General features: G+C 55.7%; 11 protein-coding genes and 2 pseudogenes. 4 read left to right on the top strand and 9 right to left on the bottom strand.

The features are described from left to right. The first annotated feature begins 557 nt into the window (after nucleotides 1-557). Both GYH35_RS34135 and GYH35_RS34140 read left to right on the top strand, forming a co-directional pair. A complete protein-coding gene (locus GYH35_RS34135) occupies nucleotides 558-1,529 on the top strand; it encodes a glycosyltransferase family 2 protein (protein WP_161830709.1) in 972 nt (323 codons plus the stop codon). A gap of 153 nt (nucleotides 1,530-1,682) precedes the next feature. Continuing rightward, the gene (locus GYH35_RS34140) at nucleotides 1,683-2,882 is read left to right on the top strand and encodes a macrolide family glycosyltransferase (protein WP_161830710.1); all 1,200 of its coding nucleotides are present in this window, start codon (nucleotides 1,683-1,685) and stop codon (nucleotides 2,880-2,882) included. Nucleotides 2,883-3,000: 118 nt separating this feature from the next. On the opposite strand, the gene GYH35_RS34145 is transcribed toward GYH35_RS34140, so the two are convergent. From GYH35_RS34145 to GYH35_RS34155, 3 genes are all read right to left on the bottom strand, one after another. Next, a complete protein-coding gene (locus GYH35_RS34145; RefSeq protein ID WP_456115299.1) occupies nucleotides 3,001-6,327 on the bottom strand; it encodes a family 78 glycoside hydrolase catalytic domain in 3,327 nt (1,108 codons plus the stop codon). A gap of 858 nt (nucleotides 6,328-7,185) precedes the next feature. Further along, nucleotides 7,186-8,700 carry a hypothetical protein gene (locus tag GYH35_RS34150; RefSeq protein ID WP_161830712.1) on the bottom strand — a complete coding sequence of 505 codons (1,515 nt, stop codon included), beginning with the start codon at nucleotides 8,698-8,700 and terminating at the stop codon, nucleotides 7,186-7,188. A 690-nt stretch (nucleotides 8,701-9,390) separates the two neighbouring features. Further along, entirely contained in the window at nucleotides 9,391-10,803 is a 1,413-nt protein-coding gene (locus tag GYH35_RS34155) for an MATE family efflux transporter (protein WP_161830713.1), read from the bottom strand. 858 nt (nucleotides 10,804-11,661) lie between these two features. On the opposite strand from GYH35_RS34155, the gene GYH35_RS34160 reads away from it, so the two are divergent. Beyond that, on the top strand, nucleotides 11,662-12,816 hold the full coding sequence (locus tag GYH35_RS34160; RefSeq protein ID WP_161830714.1) for a sulfotransferase family protein: 1,155 nt from the start codon (nucleotides 11,662-11,664) through the stop codon (nucleotides 12,814-12,816). Nucleotides 12,817-12,843: 27 nt separating this feature from the next. On the opposite strand, the gene GYH35_RS34165 is transcribed toward GYH35_RS34160, so the two are convergent. Beyond that, complete coding sequence (locus GYH35_RS34165) at nucleotides 12,844-15,183, bottom strand: arylsulfatase (RefSeq protein WP_161830715.1); 2,340 nt, start codon at nucleotides 15,181-15,183, stop codon at nucleotides 12,844-12,846. Nucleotides 15,184-16,432: 1,249 nt separating this feature from the next. On the opposite strand from GYH35_RS34165, the gene GYH35_RS34170 reads away from it, so the two are divergent. After that, entirely contained in the window at nucleotides 16,433-18,463 is a 2,031-nt protein-coding gene (locus tag GYH35_RS34170; RefSeq protein WP_407700242.1) for an outer membrane protein assembly factor BamB family protein, read from the top strand. Nucleotides 18,464-18,746: 283 nt separating this feature from the next. Here the strand turns inward: GYH35_RS34170 and GYH35_RS34175 are convergent, their stop codons facing one another. The 5 genes and pseudogenes from GYH35_RS34175 to istA form a co-directional block, all read right to left on the bottom strand. Further along, nucleotides 18,747-20,396, bottom strand: coding sequence for a PQQ-dependent sugar dehydrogenase (locus GYH35_RS34175; protein ID WP_161830717.1), 1,650 nt, complete (start codon nucleotides 20,394-20,396; stop codon nucleotides 18,747-18,749). Nucleotides 20,397-20,407: 11 nt separating this feature from the next. Further along, nucleotides 20,408-21,592 (bottom strand): NAD-dependent epimerase/dehydratase family protein, encoded by a 1,185-nt coding sequence (locus GYH35_RS34180; protein ID WP_161830718.1) that lies wholly within the window; start codon nucleotides 21,590-21,592, stop codon nucleotides 20,408-20,410. Nucleotides 21,593-22,525: 933 nt separating this feature from the next. Next, nucleotides 22,526-23,124, bottom strand: a pseudogene (locus GYH35_RS35070) (integrase core domain-containing protein); the annotation flags it as partial. An 89-nt stretch (nucleotides 23,125-23,213) separates the two neighbouring features. Next, entirely contained in the window at nucleotides 23,214-23,999 is a 786-nt protein-coding gene (gene istB / locus GYH35_RS34195; protein WP_161830721.1) for an IS21-like element helper ATPase IstB, read from the bottom strand. 65 nt (nucleotides 24,000-24,064) lie between these two features. Beyond that, a pseudogene (gene istA / locus GYH35_RS34200) lies at nucleotides 24,065-25,595 on the bottom strand (IS21 family transposase). Nucleotides 25,596-25,776 lie beyond the last annotated feature (181 nt).

The raw sequence follows: 25,776 nt of genomic DNA on the forward strand, positions 1-25,776 counted from the left end.
GTTCACGGAGCGGCAACCCTGCCTGACTGTGCAATTTTCGTCCGCCAGAAGTGTGCAAATTACGTCCGCCACCGACAGTGAGCCCCACCGTCCTCACGCCTAGAAACCTAGACCTCGACAAAGGTGCGATGCACATCAACTCACTGGCCTTGCTCATCGGGTCACGGCGATTACGGATGCCAGACTAAACGACCGCTCGGCTCGAGCCGCCCTCTGCAGTCAAACCCTCTTCCCGCCACCAGCGTTTCGACCGTTACATCTCAGTCATCCCGTGATGTTCGCCGAAACCCAGGTCGTCCCGAAGGAAGCTACCGGTGTCGTCGAATTATCTGGCGATAGACGCTAAAACAGTCAACACCCCAAAACACAGCGACATTCAAGCGATTCACACACAGGGCAAGCATTTTGGCAGGGCCAGGCACAGAGGAAGCCACGAACGTGGTGGAACTTCGCGAGAAATCCCTTAGCCTCAGCGAGTCATTCAGGTATGTGGTAGCTCAGCCCATTTTGCCTGTCCATATCCGCTCTTCATCTGATTCGAAATGATTGAACCCTCTATGACCAAACGACCGACCTGCAAACTCTCCATTTGCATTGCGACCTACAATCGCGCTTCGTTCATCGGCGCAACACTCGATAATATTATCTCTCAGGCGCACAACGACTGCGAGATAGTTATCTCGGACAATGCGTCGACAGACAACACTAAAGAAGTGATCGCATCCTATGCGCGTCGCTTCGATCGTCTACGCTATTTCAGACACGATACGAATCTGGGACTCGATCGAAATTTCGACTCCGCCGTTGACCTTGCTCGTGGCGAGTACTGCTGGCTAATGTCGGACGATGATTGGCTGAAGCCCAACGCCATCGCTCGTGTTATGGCGGTTTTAGCAGGAAATCTTAGCCTTGTCGTGGTAAACATGGAGTTAAGAGACTTCACTATGTCGAAGATCGTTCGTAGCCGTTTTATTGACTTCGAATCAGACCGCAATTATGAGAGCGGCGAAACGGATCGGTTGTTTGTTGAACTAGACAATACTCTGTGGAATATCGGTAACGTCATTGTGAAACGGGACATTTGGATGTCTCGCGAAAGGGAGCGGTATTATGGGTCTTGGTTCATCCACATAGGCGTAATTTTTCAAGACCACCTGCCCGGCGGGGCGTTTTTAATTTCCGAACCGCTAATCAACTACCGCCTGGGAAACACGCAATCAGCATCGTCTGTGTGGGCCGAGATCTTCCTTCACAAGTGGCCATCGCTCGTGGACTCTTTGGTCCTTTCAAACTCCGCAAAGGACATAATTAAAAGTACGAAACCATGGAGAAATCTGCGAACGATGCTGTGTCTGCGCAGCGATCACGGCTACACTCTGGCTCAGTACAAGTTGTGGATTAGTCCGCGCCTAAGATCCTTTCATGAACGGCTTATTCCGATCCTTGTTGCCGTAACCCCCCGTCCCCTCGCCAATCTCTTTATCACTCTGGCTGGCACCATCAGATTAACGCCTACGCTTTCAGGTTAACCGGAACGAGCGCGAATCAACGACGAGAGGCTCGTGCGATGGCACTACCGGTTCGATCTATGCGTGAATTCGGCGCCATACGATCCTTTCAAGGACATCCATCCGGCAACGACCTTGACAAACACTGATGCGAACAAGGAATCGAGGGCAGCAATGAAATCTCGTCACATCGCAGTCTTTACGCTGTTGACCAATGCTCATCTATACCCTGTTCTCGGTGTGTGTTCAGAGCTGGTCAACCGCGGTCACCGAGTGACCTTCGCAACAAACGATCGCTACGCGCCGGTCGTGAAGCAGACCGGCGCAGAGGTTGTTATTTTCAAGGATGTGAAGGTGGAGAACGCCGCAGCGTTCTCCACAGCGTCAGCCTTCTACGATCAGAACTTCTATACTATTTGGGCCTCGATCGTAGGGCCGTTTCTGATTCTCTTTGCAGCAAGCGCGTTTCCACAGCTAGAGAACTACTACAAAGAGAATAAGCCGGATCTGATATTGTACGATCGCGCCTGCTTTGTCGGCCGAATGCTAGCAGCTCGTCTAGGCTGTTCCGCTGTTCAACTGAGCCCTCACTTTGCTCCCTATGGTGATACTTTTATTCGGGAGAATGGAGTATTTTTGAATCCTTCTCCCATTCCTTCGTTCTCGCAGGTGCTTGATTGTTTCTTGCAAGCCTATGGCGTTCAAAGCAAGAACAACCTGACGCATGCCGCTGACTTGAACATATTTTTTATTCCCCGAGAATTTCAGTTTCATGGCGATTCATTCGATGACCGGTTTTGCTTTGTTGGACCTTGCCTGAATCGACCGGCTGCCTCTGAGTGGAGGAATAATAGCGGTGGCAAACCGATCATACTTGTCTCAGGCTCGCAGGCCGACGAAGGCACAACCTACTTCAGAACAATGATCAATGCTTTCTCCGGCTCGGATTTTCATGTCGTCCTTTCACCTGGCGCGAACGTTTCCGATGACCTATTCGGCCCTCTACCCAGTAATTTTGAATTGAACCGGGTCGCATACAATTTTCAAATTATCCCGCACTCCACGCTAACGATATCTCAGGGAGGCACGGGCACGGTGATGGAGACACTATATTACGGGGTTCCGTTGCTCGCAGTGCCTCGCATGCCCGTTCATGCAGAAACGGCGTACCGCCTGGCCGAACTAGGCTTGGGTGGCTACCTTCCGGAGCAGATGATGTCAGCGGACTCCATAAGAGAGCAGGTCACTCAGCTTCTAGGCGATACTTCGCTCGCCAGCAGAATAGCTCGTATGCAACACATCGTTAGAGACAGTGGTGGAGCTAAGATCGCAGCAAATCGCATCGAACAATGTCTTGGGTCCCGGCCCTCCTGAGATTCAATTAGTTGTTGCTGGCAAAGTCGAAGGCATGAGAACGACTTTCCTGGCCCGGCGCTGTCATTGATCAAACATTCGCCGATCCGCAACGACGCCGCGTGCTAGCAGACGAATTCTATCGTTCGACACGGAACGTGTACGAACCTGATCCGACTTCAAACACCGCTTCGCTATTCGAGCGGTTTACCAACCGCAGGTCCTTCCGTCCTGTAACCTCTCGACGACCTTCTTGTATCCGATTGTTCAACGAGGCGGGCAGATGAATCCGAGCGGTAGTATTAGCCGGAATCTTGACATCGAGGGTAAAACTGCCATCAATATTCTGTGACCAGTCCGTCGAGATACGGCCCATGATCGAATCGTAGTCGCCTCCTCCACTCCTCACACGAGGATCAAGCGTAGGGCGAATAACAATTGTTTCGAAACCCGGGGTTCCCGCATCAATGCCCGCGATACGACGGAATAAGAAACCCGATAGATTGGCAAAGTCCGAATGATTTTTTTCGAAGTGATTGATCTTGACGGTTCCGTCGGTATCCCTCGACTCATATGTACCATCCCAATTCTCCCACATCGTCGTGGCACCTTGGCGGACCATGTATCCCCATGAGGGGAACTCGGTCCTGAGCAGGAGGCCGTAGGCGAGGTCGGCAAAGCCCGCGTCCGTGAGTACTTCCAGAATAAACCGAGTTCCCAACATCCCGGTCGTAAGCGAAACGCCGCGCTGACGCAAGTCGTCCGCCAAACGCTCCGCGGCACGCCGCCGAAAGCCTTCAGACAAAAGGTTAAACTTGAGCGCCAAGACGTAGCTCGTCTGACTACCGCTGCCGACAGTTCCATCCTCCTGGACGAATGCGTATTGAAAAGCGCGACGGACCTGGCCGAACAACGCGTACAGACGATCGGCGTCTGTCCTGCGCCCGATCGCCCTTGCCATTTTCGCCAGTAGCTCGACCGAACCGGCCCAGTATGCCGTCGCAATCAAGTCCGAGGGCGTTGCTGGAAGCGTTCTGAATGACAGTTTCGTGAAATCCAGGGAAAACATGTCTCCGTAGTCCCAACTACGTCCTTTTCTCCAAAGATGGTCTGGATTGAGGTCCAGAATGAATTGCACGTGGCGATTCATCAGCTCCCAATGACGTTCGATCAATGCGATGTCCCCATATCGATGCCACGCAATCCAGGGAAGAACGATGCCGGCCTCGCACCACCCCGGGGCGCTCCCCGGAAGAGTCATCTCAGCATTATTGCTCTGCGGAGTCGGAGCCATGATCGGAAATGCGCCACTCGCGGTCTGCTCATCGCTGATGTTGTCCATGATTCGCGAAGTGAAGGCCGCCACATCCATATTGTAGGCAGCGTCATCCCAGCACAATGCGGTGCATCCTGTGTAGGGCCGCTGTTCTCGGCGTGTTCCGTCAGTGGGCACCGCTACCAAATTCGAGCGACGCGACCACATATGGTTGCGCCAGATCTGTTCGATGATTGGCGAGGACGTACGCAATCGGCCTGTCATTTTGAGGTCCGTGTGTACGACGATTCCTTCGAGCACATCCAGTGTCGGCACAGCTGACAGTCCCGTCACCTGAACATAGCGTATCCCTCGATAACTGAAATGCGGCTCGAGTGTCTCCCCTGCCGCTTCGCCCTTCAAAAAGAAAACATCTTGCTTTTGCACTCCACTATCAGAGTAGGTTTGACGAACCTGGCCCGAGTCGGCCAACCATTCCGCAAACTGCAATTCGACACGCTTGCCACGGTCACCTGTGACCCTGAGCCGACACCACCCAGCGAAATTTTGACCGAACTCGAAAACGTATACTCCAGGTGTGGGTTGCGTGATCGCTCGTGGCTTTAGGATCTGCATCACTCGAATTGGGGGAGTCACCTGGGCGACCAATCGCCCAGGCGGAATCTCTGCCAAGTGTGCCCGCTCCCAGTGCGAGGCGTCGAATCCGGAAGCATCCCAGCCAGGCTGCTCCAAGCGCGCATCATAAATTTCGCCACTCTGCATTTGCGACTCGCGAATGGCACTTTCTGTGATTCGCCACTCCGGGTCGGTCGCGACCGTCTGCCGCGAACCATCCTCGAAGATCACTTCCAACTGCGCCAGAACGCGTCGGGGCGGAAGCCCAAAGGCGTACCTATCGTCGAAGCTGGCATACCAACCATCCCCCACCGTCAGCCCAAGCACGTTCGCACCCAAGCGCAGAATCTCTTTGACATCGTAGATCTGATACAGCACACGTTTCGCGTACTGGGAGATCTCCGGTGCCAACAAGGCATCGCCCACACGACGGCCGTTCAGCCGCGCTTCGTACGCACCCAGTGCGGTGGCATAGAGGCGCGCCGTGCGCACCGGGCGATCCAACACGAAGGTGCGACGCAGATGCATTGCGGGTTGCGCCGGCCACGGCTGATGCCCAATCGGCATCACCTCAGCTAACTCCCACGCTGTGTCGTCATACCCGGGTTCGTACCACTTATCGGCTTGCGCCAAACGCGTTTTCCAATTCGACCGGCTGCCAATCCGCAGAGTCTCTCCATTGTCCAGCTTGAAACGCATGAATACGGCCAACCCATGCACCAATTTGCCTTCGGTTATGGGGGTGACCCTGAGCGTTGTCGTTGAATTTAGATCGGCGGTATGGGCCTCCACTGCAAGCAGATGCTCACCGGCAGGCATCCGTTTCAGCTTGCGCAACACCGTATCGGATTCCTTCACACCGACCTCGTCGGCATTGTTGCACCATGCGCCTCGGCCGCCGATGATCTCGCCATCGAGCCACACACGGCCGATCTGTGTGAACAAGACGATATCGTTCGTGACAGCGAACAGCTCACCGATTCGTGTGGCCGCTGGCAATCGAAACTTGAATCGAAACTGGCGCGTCGTCGCCTCGTTCGTTCTTGCACCCCAGATCCAGTGCAACCCAGCTTCGCGATCGGCGCGGTCCGTCGCGCTCTCTGCGGCCAACCAATGCGCGGCCCAATCCTTTGATTCGCGTAGCCCCATCTCCCACCAAGAGGCAGCACTGGCGAGCAACGATTCACCACCCTCGACCCACACTTGCACGCTCCACCAGCAGCGCTGGCGCGAGGCGGCTTCACGACCTCGATACGCGATCCCGAACGACTTTCTTGAATGGACCTTGCCGCTGTCCCACAGATCGCAGCATCCGGAGTTGAGCCCTTCTTCGCTGGTGGCGACCCAAATTCGATATGCACTTTGTCGTACATTTCGGCTGTCTGATTCCAATCGCCAAGAAAGCCGAGGATGCAACGACTCCAAGCCTAAGGGTCGATCCAAGTAGTCCGCTCTCAAGTCGACTACGCGTGCTCGACTGCTCGATCCGAGCAACGGACGGTTAGCTACACTCACGTACGCGGACATTGCGCCACCTGCAGTTAGAAACTCGCGGCGGTCAAATTTTGCAGGCATGGCTTCTTCACACCAAGAGAGTTGAGCGGAATGCGAGGGGTGTAGTTAGATTGGTTTTTGGCAAAAGGTAGCCTCACGTACCACAAACGTAACGCGGCGCAGGCTCCAACTGAGCACATAGACAGACATACCGACGGGCCAAGTCCGCCGCTGATGATCGCTGTTAGGACTGGATCCGGAGTTATCCCAAGATCACTCGTAACATGGAGTGCCGAAATCCGTCGCTCTGTTCGGCAAATCGACCGTGTCAATCTTGGAAGCACACACGATCATTCAACCAGCACGAAGCGGACCCACGTCTCCTTGATGTCAACATTGCCAAAGGCACGCATCATGCCGTCGCATTGTACCGCGCTGCCAAGCGGCGAAGTTCCCAGCGAAACCCGTTCAGGACGCCAATGCATCACTGCATCGGCCGCAGCTGGTTCCTTTTTGCCCAGCGCCTGCTACGGTCGCTGGTTGTTGCGGAAGTCGATTCAATCTCCGAACACACGACTGGCGTGCTGCAAGGTATCGAAGCGATGACGACGCAGGCATTGACCTCTCAGCACGAATCGCACTCTGGCCCATACCGCCCCGCACTGGCGTGTGCGATTGACGAACTCCTAACGAAGTCCATAGCTGCGTACCAGCGATGTGTGTCTGCGACCAGTAGAGACCAAACCGTGCCCGAACGAAGCAAGAACGCCGGCTGCATGCGCCCCACCGCTGCGAGACAAATGCCATTCAAATCTACTGCCGGAGGCCTGCAGCCATTTCCGCACCTGCCAATGCATCACCTGGGTCGTTACATCCGACCCTGGAACATCATTTCGCCGATTCCAGACAGATCAGTTCGAGGACAAAACAAAAAGATCCTCACTTGTATTCGGGTCCGTCCCAGCGCAACTGCGCAATTGCTCCCCCCCCGTGGTACTCAATCGGACTCTTTCCTCCCCAGTCCAGAAAGATATTTGCACGCTCAATCTTTCCCAGGATCTTCATTGGGACAGCAGTCTGATCGGTAGAGTGGATGCTAAGATCCACTGTCAACGCGCCAATTGCGGCATGGTTACCTATTCTGATCAGAGGGCGCTTAGCGATACCCTTAGTTGCTACTTGGCGCAGCTGCAGATTCTCAATGTCACCATTTAACGAGAACAAGGGCAGGTCACTCTCTTCTCCGATGTCTAATGACTCGAACTTCCACCACGCCTGTGTTTCAGCCAGGGCTTCGGCTGGCAACGCGTCCATGAGCGGAGCGTATAAATCTTCCCGGGAATAGCTATCCAGCAGGTCCACGTTTACATTGCTCATTATTATCGATCCAAAATTGCCCCCGCCCCGAAGTCCCATTGAGCTGATCACCGCCATTCGTTCACGCACGGTTCCCGACACGTTAGAAATAATGATCCGGTCCATCCGTTCGGATGCCGATTGCAAGCGGATACCATGAGAAGCTCCCTCAAAGACGACGTTGTTGACCGTCACATCCGTGATCGGACCACCCCCTAAAAATGGACCCAGAACATTCTCCCTGGTAGCCGTCGCTGCAACGTCCGCATGGAAGGACAGCGCATCATCCCAACTGCGGAGCAAGACTCCGTTAATAGTCACGTACTGAATGGGTCCGGCAAAATTTAGCCCATCTCGATTGCCCGCGTATTTTTTCATCCATGCCTGCGCAGCGGCAAGGCCACCACTCGTAGGAAAAGGTGGTGCGCCGATATCCACTGTGACGTCCCGAATCTGAATGAACTTGGCATTCGCCACCCCCATGCCAAAGGACCGAATGTTCCATAGGTGCACATTTTCCACGACCAAATAGTGCACGCCGGAGAACTGCAGTCCGGACATAAAGGTGCCGTCAGCCTCCTGAGCAACCCGATACATGGAAAGTGGAGGACCGACGACGAGTTGACCGTCGCTGTTGCCATTCAGAAAGCAATTTCGAATACCTACCCGTTGATCCGTCACCTCAAATCTGGAGCGATGCCCATTGCGCACTATGGCGCGGTTGGAACCGTCCTTCAGGTAGAGCCCGCCCCCCCCGGTGCACTCGATTGTGCTATTGCTATAAATATCCAAGCCCGTCACCAGCGCCGGCCCATCGATGATCAAATGCACCCCTTCCCCTCCCTTGGCTCGATCGAGTATCCCTTGAAGGATTGAGGTGTCATCTGTACCACCCCCCTTCATCAGATCCGAATCGAGATGCGCCCCGACTTCGGAGGCACGGACCAAGGTAGAAATCGGGCTGGCCGCACCATGCTTGGGCGCCTGTGCAGAAATGTTCCGTGCATGACCTACAGGGCCAAATACCGCCGTCCCAATAGCTATGGCAATGGCTGCTATAGAGTGCTTTGGGCCTTCAACGTTTAATGTGTGGCTCATACGACTCGTTGTGCGTGGATAGCAATTGTCCTTTTTTTGCCAATATCAAGAATAGAGCCGCAAGTTCATTGACGTTACTAGCGCTGAAATATCAGTGATGCTGACCATTGATATTGCCTCCGCCGTTGATGGTGACCGGTTAACTTACCTCACCCGCCTCTTCTTTGAGTCGCTGTCTGGGCGGACGAAATCGCACCATCAGGCAGGTGGCCGCTCGGTAAAAGATCGTGGGGCCCATCTGGGGAGGGGAGCCACGAGCGCTAGTACGTGACTATCCGGAGTGAGTGCTAGGCAAAGCTGATCGCACGCGCGTTAGGCATGATTCAGCGCGAGGTCTACCGCTGATCGAAACCGGCCAGTTAGAGGGAGAATCCGTTACGAGGCGGTGCGATACACACCGCGGCCGTCGGGGCAGCGTATGATCGATCCTTTTCGCCCCATCGTGATGTTAGGTTCGGGACCGCTCCGATGAGGTTGTGAACGGCTGATCAGATTGCACGACAGAGCATCTTAACGACCACGCTTTCTCAATGGTGCCGACCTCGTCAGAGCGCGCAGGCAACGATTGCCTGCCTCGGACGACTGGCCAGCCGCGCGATCGCCGCCGCTCGGCGAATGGCACCACATTTCGCTAATCGGGGGCAACAAGATCATGCGGCTGATACGAAAGCTGCTTGGACGAGAAGTCCTTCACTTGGCAGAGCGCCCCCGAATTCGCTCTGGCGCTGCTGTACGCCGCTCGGCGAGGAGCTCGCCTCGCCCTGATGTCCGCCAACCTCCATATCGGTAATACAACGTTGCCAGTACAAAGTCGAGGGTGCAAGAAATCGAAAAGCTCCACCAAATCGCATCAGCCTGCCAGCGGTCCAGCAATAACAACGCCAGAGGAAAGCGCACGACGAAGAGCGACAGACTGTGGATGAAAAGCGGCGCTATTACGACGCCAGTCGCGCGCATGACACCAAAAAGCACGACCGCCACCATCAGCAAAACTAAGGACCACATAATGACTCGATTGAGTTGGCTTGCGATCAGCAGTGCGGGCGAGTCCTGCGGTAGAAATAGCCGATACGCAAAGCCGTCAGCAGCATAGACCGCCAGCACTGCCACGCCGGTCGCGAGCGTGCAATAAATCACTCCGACTCGAGCCGCCATGTGCACGCGCTCCCAGTTCTGCGCTCCCACGCTCTGCGCCGTCATGCTCGACACAGCTACTGCTATCGCTAGTGCCGGCAATTGTATGTACGTCCACAGCTGGAGCGAAGCACCGTACGCTGCTGTCGTCTCCACCCCAAAACGATTGACCAGCACAATCATGAGCACAGCGCTCGAGGACACGACTAGCGCCTGCGCGGCCATCGGAACACCCATCCGCAGAAGCCCGCGGACAATCGGCCAATCCACCCGTAGCAGCGAAAGATCGTCGCTGTAAAAGCACAGCGGATGGCGACGCCGATACATATGCTGAACCAGCACTCCGAGGCTCACTGCTTGCGCGAGCAACGTGGCAAGCGCGGACCCCGCGATACCAGCGCCTGGCACGGGGCCTCCACCAAACATGAACAGGGGATTGAAAACGAGGCCTATGCACACCGCCAACACCATCGACAATAGCGGGGTCTTGGAGTCCCCTGTGCCGAGCGACATGGATATTACATAGGTGTACATATACAGAATCGGCAACGCAAGAAACATCACCTTCGTGTAGGAGATCGCCAGAGCAAGCGACTCCTTGGCGGTCTTCATGGCGAGCAGCAGCGGCTCCGCCAGCAAGCTGCCCGCAATGCTCATCGCAGCCGACAATGACAACAAGACAATCGCACCCGTGCTGACAACGCGCTTAGCCTCGCTGATCTTCCCTGCTCCCATGCATTGGCCGACCACAATGCTTGCAGCCATCGCCACACCGAAGGCCGCGCCCGTTAGCAGGAACATGATGGAGTGCGCATTCGCGACGGCAGAAAGCGCCGCTTCGCCTAGATACCGTCCCACCCAAAATGCATTCAGGGTCCCGCCGAGGCATTGCAACACATTCATGCCGAGGATGGGCAACGCAAACTGTAGAAGCGTGCGAGTTATCGGGCCTTCATTAAGTGACTGCAAGCGTTGCACTGAGGAACGTGACTACCTCTGGATTTCATCGCTTGCGCCGAACGTACGCGAGAACGCTCGGCGAGGCTATACGAATCGTCGCAATCGAGCGCCGTCATTCTAGATCTCGCCGGCGTCCAGTGTTCGCCATGGCCTTCACCCAAACAATCGATTGTCACGGGCTGTAGTGTCTGTCCATTCAGATTTGTAACTTGTCAGTTCACCGGTATCGAAACTTCCTCACTCTCTTCAACCGTTATTCGCCGGCAACTCGTTTACAATTGTGAATCACGCCTCCAGGAAGCAATCTTCGGTCACTCTTCATTAAAAGCATCTGCTCGAAGGTGCTTCGGTGCTTCTCCAATGACGAAGCCAAGCTTCGCGACCTCTGTGCGGCTCAGATTCTTTTGGCCGGTGGCATCTCGAATCTGCGTCGTAAATTCGCATGAGTAGCTGCAACGCACCCCTGCCGAAGCCACCATCTGGACAGACCGGCTTCACTTCACCTGGGGAGCGTCCAAACAGGGTTTACTGCCGTTAACCCACGGATCGACACATACCCTACCTGAGCATCGCATCTTTCGTTCTACATTCAACTCGGCTCGGCGCAACGAAGAACAAACTGGTGGCGACTCATGAGCATAGCTCGAAGCCGGCACCTTTACGCAAGGCGGAGACCATTCATATCACCTGCTGCCTCTGCCTGTTTCGTGGATGACAAGCCCCCACAACCGTTAATCTAGGCATGAACACAGCACGACCACTCGACACGTGCTTGCTTCTGCTCCTCTGAGATTCGGAATAGCAAAAGCTGAGTCAACTGGTCTATGGGCCGTCAATAACTCAGCTTGGTCGGCGCGCGAGGTAGTCATGACCGAAACTGTCAGAAAGTTCGTAGGACTGGAGGACGAATTGCACGAGGCCGCCATTCGCAAGACGACTCTTGATGACTTTGGTGACCCGAGCTACCGTCGCGGACTCGAAGCCCTACTTCATTCCTACGATGCTGACCTTCGACCAAGCGAATTTGGCTGGCAACGCCTCTATGAAGGAATCATCGGCATACTGAGCTCAAGGCTACACACCGAGCAAAGTTTGGCTGAGCACCCAGAGATAATATCAGTACCAATCCGCCGCCCCCTAATAATTACCGCACTTCCTCGCACAGGAACCACGGCATTGCACAGGCTCCTCGCTGTAGATCCGCAGTTCCAGACGCTCGAAAGATGGCTTATAGACTGGCCAATGGTGCGTCCACCTCGCAAGAATTGGAAAGATTATCCCGCGTATCGCGATTGCGAGAATTGGATCGAAGCCATGCATGCTGGGATACCTGAATCGCGCAAGCAACATGAACTACTGCCCGATCAGGCTGAGGAATGCTATGGACTTCTGATGCAAAGCTTTACGTGCCGAACATTCGCGCTACTCTGCCCAAGTTACGCTGACTGGTATGCCACGCAGAGTGCCAGCAAATCATACATACGCTATTCGAATATCCTTCGCCTCATCGGCTCAGCTGAACAGAATAAGCCTTGGCTGCTAAAGTGCCCAATTCACATGACTGATATTGACACCCTGCTTGAAGTGTTTCCCGATGCTTGCGTCATCCAAACACACCGTGACCCAGCTAGAGCGATTCCTTCACTCTGCAGCCTGCAATACACTGCTCGACAGTATCTTGGTCATCCCGCAACGCCCGACTCGATCGGAGCGTGGCAATGCACCTTCTGGCGCTTCGCCGTAGACCAAGTACAACGAGCTCGCCAAAGATTCCCAAGGCAATTCTTTGATGTCGATCATCGACGATTCGTCACGGATCCTTTGGCAGTAGTGCAGTCTATATATGAGTACTTCGGACTCACCCTAACACCTCATACCGAGCAACAAATGCGCACCTGGATTGAGGCCAGTCCGACTTCCAGACACGGGCGTCATGAGTATCCCCTTGATTCATGGGGCGTCACACAAGGTCAGATCTGCGAACTCTTCGCAGACTATCGAGCTCAGCATCATTTCACCTAGCCCCGACCTCAATCACCCCATGTGACTTCATTTCAGTTCCACCGTAACCTTGTTGATCTCTCCGGTGAACTTGAAGGGAGCTTTGTATGACTCACTGACCTGAGATGCCCCTGACTGTCCAATATCGAGGGTACCGAACATCATCATTGAACCGAGCATCGGCACTCCGAAATCCGTTACTTCCATCTCGCCAACCAGCTCATCGTTAATAAATAACTTGCCAACCCCCTGAACACTACGGCGGAAGGAGGAATATTGCTGCGACGAATCCTTGGACGTGAACTGATAAGCCAGTTCGACATCTCCGACGGGCACGGCCCTATTCGAAGTTGTCAGAGCCTTCTCATTCCGTCGTGTACAGCTTCTGTATTCGTATGCCAGTCGGCCATCCAACATGTACAGAACAAATCCGCAGTGATGCTGACCATACGACAGCAGGATCCCCTCCGCACCTTGCTTGGGTATAGATGCGGTCGCGCTAATCCGGTGAGACCGCTTAAAGTCTACCACGGAGTTGCCATAGAGCTGGATGGGCAATTGATTGGGGGAGTAAGTGAAGGTTCGGCTTCCTGAGATGATTGACGGCATATCACCCGAACCGTATCGAGCTAAAGGATATACATCACTCTTGCTCGCCTCGCTGTCAAAGAGTTTCTTCAATTCCTCGAGCTTTTCCGGGTACCGACTCGACAGATCCTTGGCTTGACTAAAATCGTCGTCGATCTTGTACAGCTCCCAACGATCGTGATCAAAGTTATCCAGGCCCTGACCATGATACCCTCCGCGCGCCCAAACCCATGGATTCGTGGGTCGGGCTGACGCCCACCAACCATCGTGATAGATCGCGCGATTGCCTAGCTGCTCAAAGATCTGGGTACGACGACGTGAACGCGCGCTCGCGTCATTGAAGCTATACGCAAAACTCAAGCCGTCCAAAGGTAGCTGCGGGACACCATCCACATAGGCAGGCATGTTGACTCCTGAAACCTCGTAGATGGTCGATGCAACGTCAGTGACATCGGTGAATTGGCTGCGGATCCCACCCGAATCTCTGATTCGCTCTGGCCAGGACACAACCATAGGCACACGAACCCCTCCCAGGTGAGAGGCCACGCCCTTTCCCCATTGAAAAGGAGCATCTGTCGCCCAACCCCATCCAGCCACCATATAGTTGTAACGCCGATCGCTACCCAATTCGTCTACCGTCTGCAGCTCAAACTTCGCCTGCTCCGGCTGCCAGATCTCTACTCCACCCAGAATATCAGCACCGTTATCTCCAGCGATGTAGAAGATCAGCGTGTTGTCGCCGCGCGGACCCGCACGCACTTCCCGCAGCAACCGCCCAATTTCATAATCAGCATGCGAGAGAAAGCCGGAATACACTTCCATCTGTCGCGCGTAAACCTGCTTCTGCTCAGGAGACAACGAAACCCAGGCGGGTAGTTCCTTGGGTCGCGAGGTTAGCCGGGCATTGTCGGGAATCACTCCCAGTGCTTTCTCCCGCTCGAAAATGGACTCTCGCAACGTATCCCAGCCTTGGCTGAACTGTCCGCGATACTTCTCGCTCCATTCGCGGGAGACCTGCTGCGGACCGTGGGCCGCCGCTGGTGCGAAATACAGGAAATAGGGTTTATCCGCCGCCAGGGACTCCTGAGTTCTCAACCAGCGAACCGCCTCATCTGTAATGTCGGTAGTAAAGTGATAACCCTGAGCCGGCGACTTAGGAGCGGCAATCAAGGTCGTGTTCCGATGCAGTACCGGCTCAAATTGGCTGTCGTTGCCTTTCAAAAATCCATAGAAGTACTCAAATCCAAGCCCCGTTGGCCACCGATCAAAAGGCCCGACTGGAGTCACTTCAGATAGCGGCGTGTTGTGCCATTTGCCAAAGGCAGCGGTGCTATAGCCATTGCGCCTTAGAACGTCGGCGATTGATGCGGTGCTCTTCTTCCACACGCCGTTGTAGCCGGGAAATCCTCGAACCACTTCGCTTATCGTTCCAAACCCCATACGATGATCGTTGCGACCGCCCAGCAGCGCTGCGCGCGTGGGCGAGCAAAGCGCGGTCACATGGAACCGGTTGTATAGCAGCCCCCGCGAGGCCAAGCGCTCGAGTTCCGGCATTTGAACCGGTCCGCCGACAGCGCTTGAGGCACCAAATCCAACGTCATCAAGTAGAATCAGTACGACGTTCGGAGCTTTATCCGGCGCCTTGATTGGCTGCGGCCAACTGGGAGCAGAAACTTTCGCTATTTCTGAGTTTTTTCCTTGGAATTGAGGCTTCGATTGCTGGGGCGACTCAGCCGCACATAGAAGGCACGAACTGAGAATACCAGCTAAACACACACACCACTGTCTCGTGATTCCCATCGGCAACCTAGCTGCTATCTTGTACCGCGGCGGCGCCGCCCGACATGTCGGGCCAACCTTTGTGATCAGCTCGCAAACACGCTCCATGCGAGAGATCGGCCGGAAAGCACCGTTGACCTCACCGTGTGTAGTTGCCCGTCGAGTGAGAGCTAGAAAAGCTCATTGGCGTCTCCGCGGAACGCAACAGAAACAGCTGCCTGTGTACGGAGTCGCAGCAGCTAGAAACTTAGGGGAAGCGAAAGCGCGTCACGCGACCTCAATGAGGAAGGCAGCCGATCAATATAGAAGGCTCCGGCAGCTCATCTTCCTGCTGCTGGCGAAGCCGCCATCTCTCAGAATCTCGGGCCCCTTCGGGCTTCACAAAGGAGGACGCCCCCCTCGGCGCTGACCGCAGCGGCAGTGCTGCATGATTCGATCGCCTATCAGTGGCCAGACGCCAAAACCTACTCGCTGTTGCTGACGCGGAGCTCTCTTTGTGGCTGACCTGAAGCCGCGATATCCGTGAGCGTGGATAGATCGGCAACACAGGCCTGAGGGCTGTGCGAATCGACAATGATCCGGAGCTCACTCGCTCAACGTTCGACGCCAGAAAAAAATTGCAGCGTGCAAAGTACCCCACACACTGCAAGCCGGCCCGGGGATCGGCGCCCGTCCGGAACCCTGCTTCGACGCTTCGCATGTCGTCGACAGCCGTGCCCTAACCGCATGACTCTGGTCTATTGGCCGCTGCTACAAGAAACACGCGAACTACTACGCACTCAGCCAGCTACTGACGCACCGGAACTCACATGCAAGTCCTGCCACCCGTCCCGTCCAGCAGACTTGTTTCGGTGGCGAACGCTGTCTTTCGCCGCGATACTCCTACCTACGTCAAATACCCAATCACTGAGACATACCCACCTCAATTTTTTTCTAGGGCTACGAACTTCCCATTATGGCCGCAGAAACAAACGATTTCGGCACGCACGAATCTGTCGAATAGGCACGCACATCACGACCTACCGTCCACGAGCCATATGGTGCTGCACGATCCGTAAACAGAAAGGAATGCCTCAGGGATGCATGCATGCCACTTTCAACCAGTCATAATAGTGCCTCTTTGAACACGAAACGTTGCGATCAAAGCTCCACGAACTCCACTCCGTCGCGCAAGGGAGAGCTGTCCCTTCTGCAGCTAATTCTCTCTGTAGGAATTTTTACATTTTCCTGCTCAACGGCTCAGTCGCAAGACACTCCAGCATTCACATCGATGCAGGCCGAAACAGGCGAGTCGAGATACACAGAGTACTGTTCTCGCTGTCACGGAGAAACATTGCGTGGCACGGACTTCGCGCCAGCTCTTATTGGAGACCGATTTCTCAGCCGTTGGGGCGGCCAACCACTTGGCGCATTCTTTTCGTGGATCAAAGCGACCATGCCACCGGGAAATAGTGGCGCACTCCACTCTCAGGCCTATACAGAAATCATCGCTTTTATTCTCAAATCAAATGGCATGAAACCCGGCCCGGCTGCGCTGCCGGACGACATTACTTCGCTTGACACAATGACCTTACCCGGAGAAAGATCATGGTTCGTTGATATCTCGAGGCCGGGATGGAAGCTCTCCGAAGGGATCACATTGCCCCCGTGGCCGCCTAGAGCGAATCCACTGGATAACTTAAGACCTGTTACCGACGATTTGCTTAAACATCCATCGGATGGCAGTTGGCTGAGTTGGAGACGCACTCAGGATGCGATTGGTTTCAGTCCGCTCACTCAAATAACAAAACGAAACGTCAAATCGCTTCGCGTTGCGTGGAGCCTTGCATTACCAGCTGGCCCGAATCAGTCCACTCCACTTGTCCACGATGGCGTGGTTTTTGTGCATAGTTTTAACGACCATATACAGGCACTTGATGCGGCGACCGGCGATGAGCTTTGGCATTACGTTCGTAAACTTCCCACGGGAGCTGCTAGCACGGTACATCGAAACATCGCTCTGTACGATAACAAGGTGTACTTCACCGCGTCGGATGCCAGCGTGGTCGCGCTTGACTTTAAAACGGGAAAAGTCATTTGGGAACAAGCAATCGCCGATTTCAGACTGTCACTCACGCATGGCGGCCCTCTGGTAGCGCGTGGAGTCGTAATGCAGGGAATAATTGGGAACCGTCAGCCCGGTGGTGGATCGATCGTCGGATTGGATGCCGAAACCGGCAATATTCTGTGGCGCTTCCACACCATTGCGCGACCGGGTGACCCCAACGATAGTTCCTGGAATGGCATCGATCCTGAAAAGCGCAGTGGGGGCTCCGTTTGGACTGCGGGTAGTTACGATGCAGACCTAAACCTCGCGTTCTTTGGCCCGGCACCGACGTATGACACGGCGCCGCTTCGTGATTTGGTGAAGGGACGGGGACTTTCCAATGACGCACTATATACCAATACAACCGTGGCCTTAGATCCCATGACTGGAAGGCTGATTTGGTATTACCAGCATTTGCCGAACGATCAATGGGACTTTGATTGGGCGTTCGAGAGACAAATTGTGCATCTCCCGATCGACGGCTACATACGTAAAGTTGTTATCACTGCCGGGAAAGTCGCAATCTACGACGCTCTTGATCCTGCAACGGGCCAATATGCGTTCTCGATTGACCTTGGGCTGCAAAACGTCGTTACAGCGATAGATCCTAAAACTGGCATTAAAACCATCGACCCAAACCTCATTCCCGGGTACGGAAGGAGAATAATGGTCTGTCCTCATATGGCTGGAGTGAAGACTTGGTATCCCGCTTCTTACAATCCAGCCACTCGCGTTTTGTATGTACCGTTGGTAGAATCGTGCATGGATATGATTCCTCAAGACAAAGGTGAACCTAGCTATCTCACGACAGGTGACGAGATCACGCTACGTCCACGACCCGATAGCGATGGCAAGTACGGGCGCGTGCAAGCGATCGATCTCACGACTCGCAAAACACTATGGGTGGCCCGGCAGCGCGCTCCGCAGATGACGGGAGTACTGGCGACAGCGGGCGGTCTTGTTTTTGCTGGCGCGTTAGATCGCGTGTTTACGGCTTACGACGCCGACACGGGCACAGAGCTGTGGAAGACGAAGCTGAATGCTGTACCTAATTCGACGCCTATTAGCTATCTTGCGAACGGAAAACAATATGTGGCAATGGTAGTTGGGAGCATCGCCGGCAACTCCTACGTATTCCCGACCTTGGTGCCCGAAATTAGTGTTCCCATGGCCGCAAACTCTACCTTATGGGTCTTCGAATTGCCGGATTCCTGATCAGCGGTTGTCTCATCGCGGGCGCCGATGACGGCGGTATGGGCAGCTGCGTTCTTCAGTTTGATTAGCACCGACAAGCTAATAGATTGCATTCCGAATGCTACTTACGCGGTCTCGCTCGAGTCGAATGGAATGACCGAGGCGCTCGTAAAGACGCTCGAGCGCGACTAATTGTTCGCCTTGAGCGAGTTCGCGACTGCGGAGTCAATGTTATCGTAAATTGCAGGATGGTACGCGAACGGTCACCTTCCCTCCCCTCCGCATGGGTCCTGAACGCTAGGGCTCAGTGGGACGATGACTGTTGTTTCAGAAAGCCGATGATGTTTCTCCGCGTTTGAGCATCGGTTACAGGTGGTGCCGTCATCTTCGTGCCAGGCGCGAGATGCTGAGGAGCCGCTAAGAACTGATTCAATGTCGCGAAGTCCCAGATCAGCGCACGACCCGACATGCTCGTCGAGTACTCATAGCCACGCTTCCGCCCCATGAAACTGTCATACACGTTTTCCAAATCCGGGCCGAGCTCTCCGCCACTTATCGACGGACTAATACTGTGACAGCCCGCGCAGCGCTCAAGAAATTCCTGCCGGCCCTGCGCAAAGTCTCCAGGTTGCATTAACGCCAGTTGCTCCTCACCGCCTTTAGGCAGCCCTGGTCCAGGGATAGCCATCGGTTGACCAAGCTTCCGAGCAACGCGGGCTTGATCGCTCTCGGCGGGATAGCCACTGCGCAATTTGAGGACCCTGCCATTTTGATGATCAGTCAACAGGTACAGATAACCATCCGGGCCGAGCCTCACGTCGCGAATACGCTCATCAAGGTCATGCAGCATCCGTTCCTGAACTACGACTTGCCTATCTGAAATCTTCAAGCGCAATAATGCCTTACCGCTGAGATTTCCAATGAATAAATCTCCATCCCAAGGCGGGAACACTCCACCTACATAGCGGGTGATCCCTGCCGGTGTCACCGAGGGCATCCAAACGTATACGGGATCCTCAATCCCTGGCCCGCTCTGGACAGGGGCTTCCAGCCCCTTGTTTAGGTAGGCGAATCCCCAGCTAGCCTTCGCCCATCCATAGTTTGCACCTGCCTTGAGGAGGTTTAGTTCATCGCCACCCCGTGGACCAGGTTCGATCTCCCAGAGCTCCCCCGTACTCGGGTCCTGATAAAACCCCATCGGAATGCGATGCCCGTACGACCAGATCTCGGGAAGTGCTCCCGGCGTGTTAATGAACGGATTGTCGACCGGGATAGACCCATCACGATGGATTCTCAGAATCTTGCCCATGTGCGAGTGGAGGTCCTGCGCGCGCGCTTGCGCGTGATCCTCGGCTACGCCGAACAACAAGGTACCATCCTTCAGAAGCGTCATCCTCGATACGATGGATACCGAAGCGCCGCCGACTGCCTCACTGGACAGAAAGATGCGCCTGGGATTGGCAAGGCCTCCCCGGTCCAATCGGGCCTGGTATACCGCTGCGCGCCGAGACTCGAACGTGCCCTCGGAAAGATATAAATAGAGTAGTCGATTGTTCTTGAAATCCGGGTCGAGTGCGATGTCTCTGATTCCATCGTACACGCTATGATAGCTCGGAGGGGTGCCCGGCACAGGTTGCGGATCTAACTTTCCCTTGTGCATCACACGTAGATTACCCATCCGTTCGGTGATCAAAATATCGCCATTGGGCAACCAAGCCATCGAAGACGGGAAATTTAGCCCCTCCGCAAGCTGTTCCACCCAATATGTCTGGGCACCGCCGGATGTTCTCACCATCGTCTCGGCAGGTGCTCCGACTGACAAATCCTCTGCTCGTGATACTCCAAAAATCCCGAGCAAGAGATACGCCTCAACGGCGTGCAAGCACAGTATCTTTGCGGCCCCAGCCAAGTTTTCTGCAGTAGCCATAGGTAAATAATTCAAAGTTTCGGTCATCAAACCTTTGGCTAGTTCTCGCGGCTGTGCCACGCGGCAAGCAGCTCCCGTTCGATAGCCATCGATTCCTCCAACGCCTTGTTCGTTCCATCCAATCCCATCAGTAGTTGCTTCTGGCGGTCTACAGCCTGATTTCTGAACCAGGCTCGCGTGTCAGATACCGTTACTGAGATGGGTCGGAACGTCAGTCCCTTGCTGCGCGCCTTGTCATTCTTCATGCGCATGATCCCGGGGAAGCCTACTTCCGCCGGCCAGAAGAGCACACTGCTCAAGGGCGATGAAATTCCTTGCTTTCTGACCCATTCAACAGGAACCCAAGTGAGTGATACTTCTGACGATGACAAGCCGCGGAGCGCGCCGAGAAACTCGGCCCAGCCCAGCGGCAGAGCAGGACCTACTAAATTGAAAGCACCTGTCTCTCCGATCTCAATCATGCGAATGACCCATTCGGCGATGTCGCGTACATCAACCATCTGGACCGGCGACAGCGGATCTCCAGCGACCAGAATTTCGCCCCCAGCCTCAATACGCATCGCCCAATACGTGAACACACCGCCACTGTCGTTGGGGCCAACAATGGTGCCGGGACGGACGATGAGAGTTCTTTCTGGGAATTGCTTCTCAGCCTCCGTTTCGCATAGTGCCTTCAGTTCCCCGTACTGACTCAAATTCTGGGACTGAGTAATCGAATAGGCATCCGCGCCTTTGTATTCCGCCCGCTTGTTCGTTTCATCGGTGCCATCCTCATTCGCACCGGGGTGATCGTAGACCCCCACTGTAGAAATAAAGGTATAGTGTCCCACTCGGTCTTTGAGCGCCTGCCCTAGCGTGCGCACCCAGATTGGACCATAGGTGGCAGTGTCGATAACCGCGTCCCAGTCGCGACCCTTGATCGATTCCAAGTCGCTATTTCGGTCTCCAGTCAGCTGCTCCACCTCTGATGGCAGCTCCGTCGCCCTCCTGCCACGATTGAACACGGATATCTTGTGTCCCCGCTGCAAGGCCGCGCGGACATGATGAGGACCAATGAACCCGGTTCCGCCGAGCATGAGAATGCGTAAAGGCGTCGAAGCCAAGCGGGTACTGTTTGGAACTACATCCTTTTCACTGGCTACGGCCCGCAGAGTGCCACTGGTAAGCCCGGATCCCACACAGGTGGCTGCGGTTTGTGCAAGGAATTCGCGACGATTCGGCATACGACTCCGGGCATACGGCATATTGCTGGGTAAGCAAACGATCCTTGAGTCAAAGACCCAGTAAACTGCGTGATCCCTTCTGCCCTCCTATGGGCTGCAGCTGTCGATCAGAGCGCTCGATCGTCCCGAGAGTGACGCGCATAAGTGAATACCCGCCGCTCCATGCGTGCTTCAACACACGCTGTGCGCGATGAGGGTTGTTGCCAGATTTGCCCACGTACCCGGTCTAAAATCCCGTGCCCTCTAAGGACGGTTCGTAGATAGACCGTGCGGTCGGCGACGGCGGCCCATAATGCACGCGTTCCTACGACGACAGCTCGCTACTAGTCGCACTTCGAGAGCGCAGAGCAAGATGGACCGGAGTCCGTCTCGGTCGCCGGCACGATCCCTAGCGGACAATTAGATTGTTGGAAGTGCACCACAATCGCTGCGAGTCGGCGTCGCGAGTGCAGCAGTCGATCACGAAGGCCAGCGCCCCCTTCATCACGACCACTCAAGGCGCGACACAGATAGGTTCCCCAGCGTCCGTTCGCTACTCTTGCCACCAATGCCAAAGCTCAAATCCTCGGCCGGAAGCCCACGGCCATTTTTGAATCTGCCAAGGCTCCCCTGGAAAACCATCGACGCTGATTCTGTCGATCCTCAGCAGACCCGCCACCGTGAGATAACCAAACGAGGATGCTCCTTGCTTAGTTTCCAACATACCGTGCAATCCAGCTGCTTCTACTACCTAGAGTTGCGGTCGTTACCGTTCAATGATCGCCATGCCAACGGCAGGCGCTGCAGCTTCGGCTTTAGGGGGAACTGGTTTGCGTGGTCTCGAGCTGAGGATTGTAGCGTCCACTCATCAGGCGAACGTTTGTCGCAGGGCTCTGCCAATCTCATCGTATAATGCGGAAAACGATCCGCGGTTGTTGTTGACAGGGTCTGTTTGAACTGCAGCGGCGTGAACTGACCGAGACTCGAATTCCGACGGATCTCGTTGTACTCCTGCCTGCACTTCTCGATCAGCATCTTCGCATCGATTCGATTCTTGAACCACTGCATGTTCAGACACTCGTCTCGAAACTTCCCGTTGAAGGATTCGTTCGAGCCGTTCTGCCACGGCTTGCCGGCGTCGATGTGTGCGGTGTCGATGTTCGTCTCCGTGGGCCAGCGCAGGACCGCTCTGGAGACGAACTCCGAGCCATTGTCGGATCTGAGATACCGTGGAGCGTCATGCGTGCTCACAAGCTTCGAGAGATGCTCGATCAAGCGACAGAGAGAATGCTGCCGGCCGCGTCGATGGCTAGGCACTCGCGGGAGTACTCATCGATCACCGTCAGGCACTTCAGCTGCTGGCCATTGGCGCGGGCGTCGAACACGAAGTCATAAGCCAAGATCAGATTGGCACCGAGCACTGGAACGGCTCAGGGGCGGCTAGCGGCGATGCGTCGTCGAGGCCGCTTCCTCGGCCTTTGGAAGCCGTACTGTCTCCAGATGCGATGCGTGCGATCCGCCCTCATCGCATGGCCTCGCCGGGCCAGGAACACCTGGTGTCACCGATCGGCATAAAGAGGCCGGGGATGATCGGCGTAATGAAGCCAGTTTTCAGGGGAGGAAAACGGACATCCCAGAGGGGTTAAGAATGGGTGGCTTTGCTGATGTTGGCAAGCATCGATTGAGCAGGCGGCGCGATTTTGGGATTGCGTCCGGACGGCCCGTCGAGCACGAGGCAGTAGGCGTTGTGGCGCAGCCGGTCGACGGTGGCTGAGGCGAGCAATCGATTGCTGGGGAACGCCTGATCCCATTCGTTGAAGTCGAGATTGCTGGTGACGATGGTGGAGGACTGCTCATAGCGTTCGGCGATGAGATCGTGGAGGTCTTCGTCTGCGGGCGGCCGCAGTGGTTTGAGACCGAAGTCATCGATAATGAGCAAGGGAATGCGCGCCAATGTGGCGAGCTTGCGCTCGTAAGCACCTGCAGCGCGGACGGCATTGAGACTGGCGGTGAGTTGCGCACAGGGCGTGAACAACACATCGATGCCTTGACGGATTGCGCAGTGGCCGAGCGCCTGCGCGAGATGACTTTTGCCGACGCCGACCTGGCCGACGATGAGCACGGGCGCGCGTTCGCTGAGATAGCGACCGGTCGCCAGATCATGCACGAGCGAGCGATTGAGCTTGGGCAATCGCTCAAAGTCGAACTGGTCCATCGTCTTGGTCGAACGGAACGTGGCGCGACGCTGACGCAATGTGAACTTCTTCTGCTCTCGGCGAGCGACTTCATCTTGAATCAGCAGTGCCAGAAACTCCGTGTAAGCGAGCTTGGCGTCGATCGCTTGTCGATTGCGAGCCTCGAGTGAATCGAGGATGCCGGACAGGCGAAGTTGCTTGAGGTGCGGGGCGAGTTCGGGAATCGGGTTCATAACTACTCTGGTAAAGGAATGAGAAGGAAATCGGGCGAGATGCTCGAGGTAGGCAAGGAAACAAATTAGTGCTTGGTGTCCTCCTTGCTATCGAATAGCGTTCTGGCGTCACGAGCGAAACGAGCGTTGCCGCCATAGACGTTCGCGTTTTCCCGAGGAGCGGCTTCCGACGGCAGTCGATCGAATCCGCCGATTAGGATGGACTTAACTGTGCGGTAAGCGGGGCTCGCGTGCGCGAGAGCACGTTGGCAGGCAGCTTCCAGGCGCGCGGCACCAAAGGTCTGTGCAAATCCCAACACGCCTTGCGCGCCGCGGAGTCGCTCAACGATGCGATCGCCGAGCAACTGCTCGATGAGCTCCGCGCAGGCGGGACCGACGACACGTGCCTGATGCAAACACCATTGGCGATCCTTGGCGAAGAATGTCCGCGCTTCCGGCGGCAAGTGATCGAGCACTGTGCGTCGATCGCCGGGTCGGCGCGCACGCGCGTGGCTGGCGACCAGCCGATAGTCCTGGAAAATCGAGATAGACATGTCGGTGGCACGCAGCCACAAAGTCTGGCCGACCAACGTGAACGGCGCCGAATACAGCACGTAATCGAACTTCACGTGGCAATCACGATGAAGCACGACGCGATGCCCGGATCCCAGATCCGGCGCGACCGGCGGTAATCCACGCATCAGCGGCTTCTCAAGCAGGAAACGTTCAAGCGGTTGCTGGCGTGTGGTGCCATGGATGCGAACGCCGGCTTCCTCCAATACCCAGCGACGCGCTTGCTCGTTCAGATCGGACAGATCGCGAAAGCTGCGCGTCGGCAGGAAGTTGCCCTTCACGTACTTCACGCCGGCCTCCACGATCCCCTTCTTCTGCGGATCCGCCGGCGGACACGGATCGATCTTGAATCCGTAGCCTTCGGCGCACTCGGCGTAAGCGCGCTGGACCAATGGATCGCGCGCGCAGGCGCGCGTGATCGCGCACTTCGGGTTGTCGATGATGATGCGAGCGGGAACGGCAGCGAACCACTCGAAGGCGCGTCGATGGCAACCGAGCCAAGTCATCACGGACTGGTCGAACACGAACTCCACATACTGGTGTCGTGAGAAACACAGCGTCATCACGAAACACCACGTTCGTCGCGGCTCGCCGCGGGCGGGGTCGATCAATAGCGGTCCGGCGCCAAAGTCGACTTGGGCAGCGTCCGCCGGTGCGAACAGCAGCGGCACGGTGACATCTGGGGGCAAGCTGGCGCGGATGCTTGCGAGCATGCGACGCACGGCGGAGTAACTACCTCGGTAACCGTGCTCGCGGCACAGGGCTGCATGGATAGCGATGCCGCCGACGCCTTCGGCGACCCAGCGTTCGACTTGCGCCCGATGGGGCAGTGGATATCGTGCTGCGCGCACGACGCGCTTGGCCAACGGCTGCACTGATCGCAGCGTCATCCGGCAGTGTGCCCTCTGGCGCCAACCAGCCGTGTGTCGCTGCCAACGCTCGAAACGCAGCTACCTTGGGCCGGCCCATCAATCGCGAGCGGGCAATGTCGCGATCAGAATCGCCCTGGCGCAATCGGACCAGGACTTGTCGATACTGAAACATCTCGAATCTCCGTCGGCCCACTGACGCTCCCGCCGGCAAAAAGCCTGCAGGATAGCCGCCGATGTCAGTTCGAGATGTCCGTCTTGCCCCTCCGTGTGGCTCCTATATGCCGATCAGCCAGTGGCTCCATTATGGCGATCACGCCGTGGCTCCATTACGCCGATCATCGAGTGGCTCCTAT

It is taken from the genome of Steroidobacter agaridevorans, from assembly GCF_009932555.1.
Taxonomy (GTDB): domain Bacteria; phylum Pseudomonadota; class Gammaproteobacteria; order Steroidobacterales; family Steroidobacteraceae; genus Steroidobacter; species Steroidobacter agaridevorans.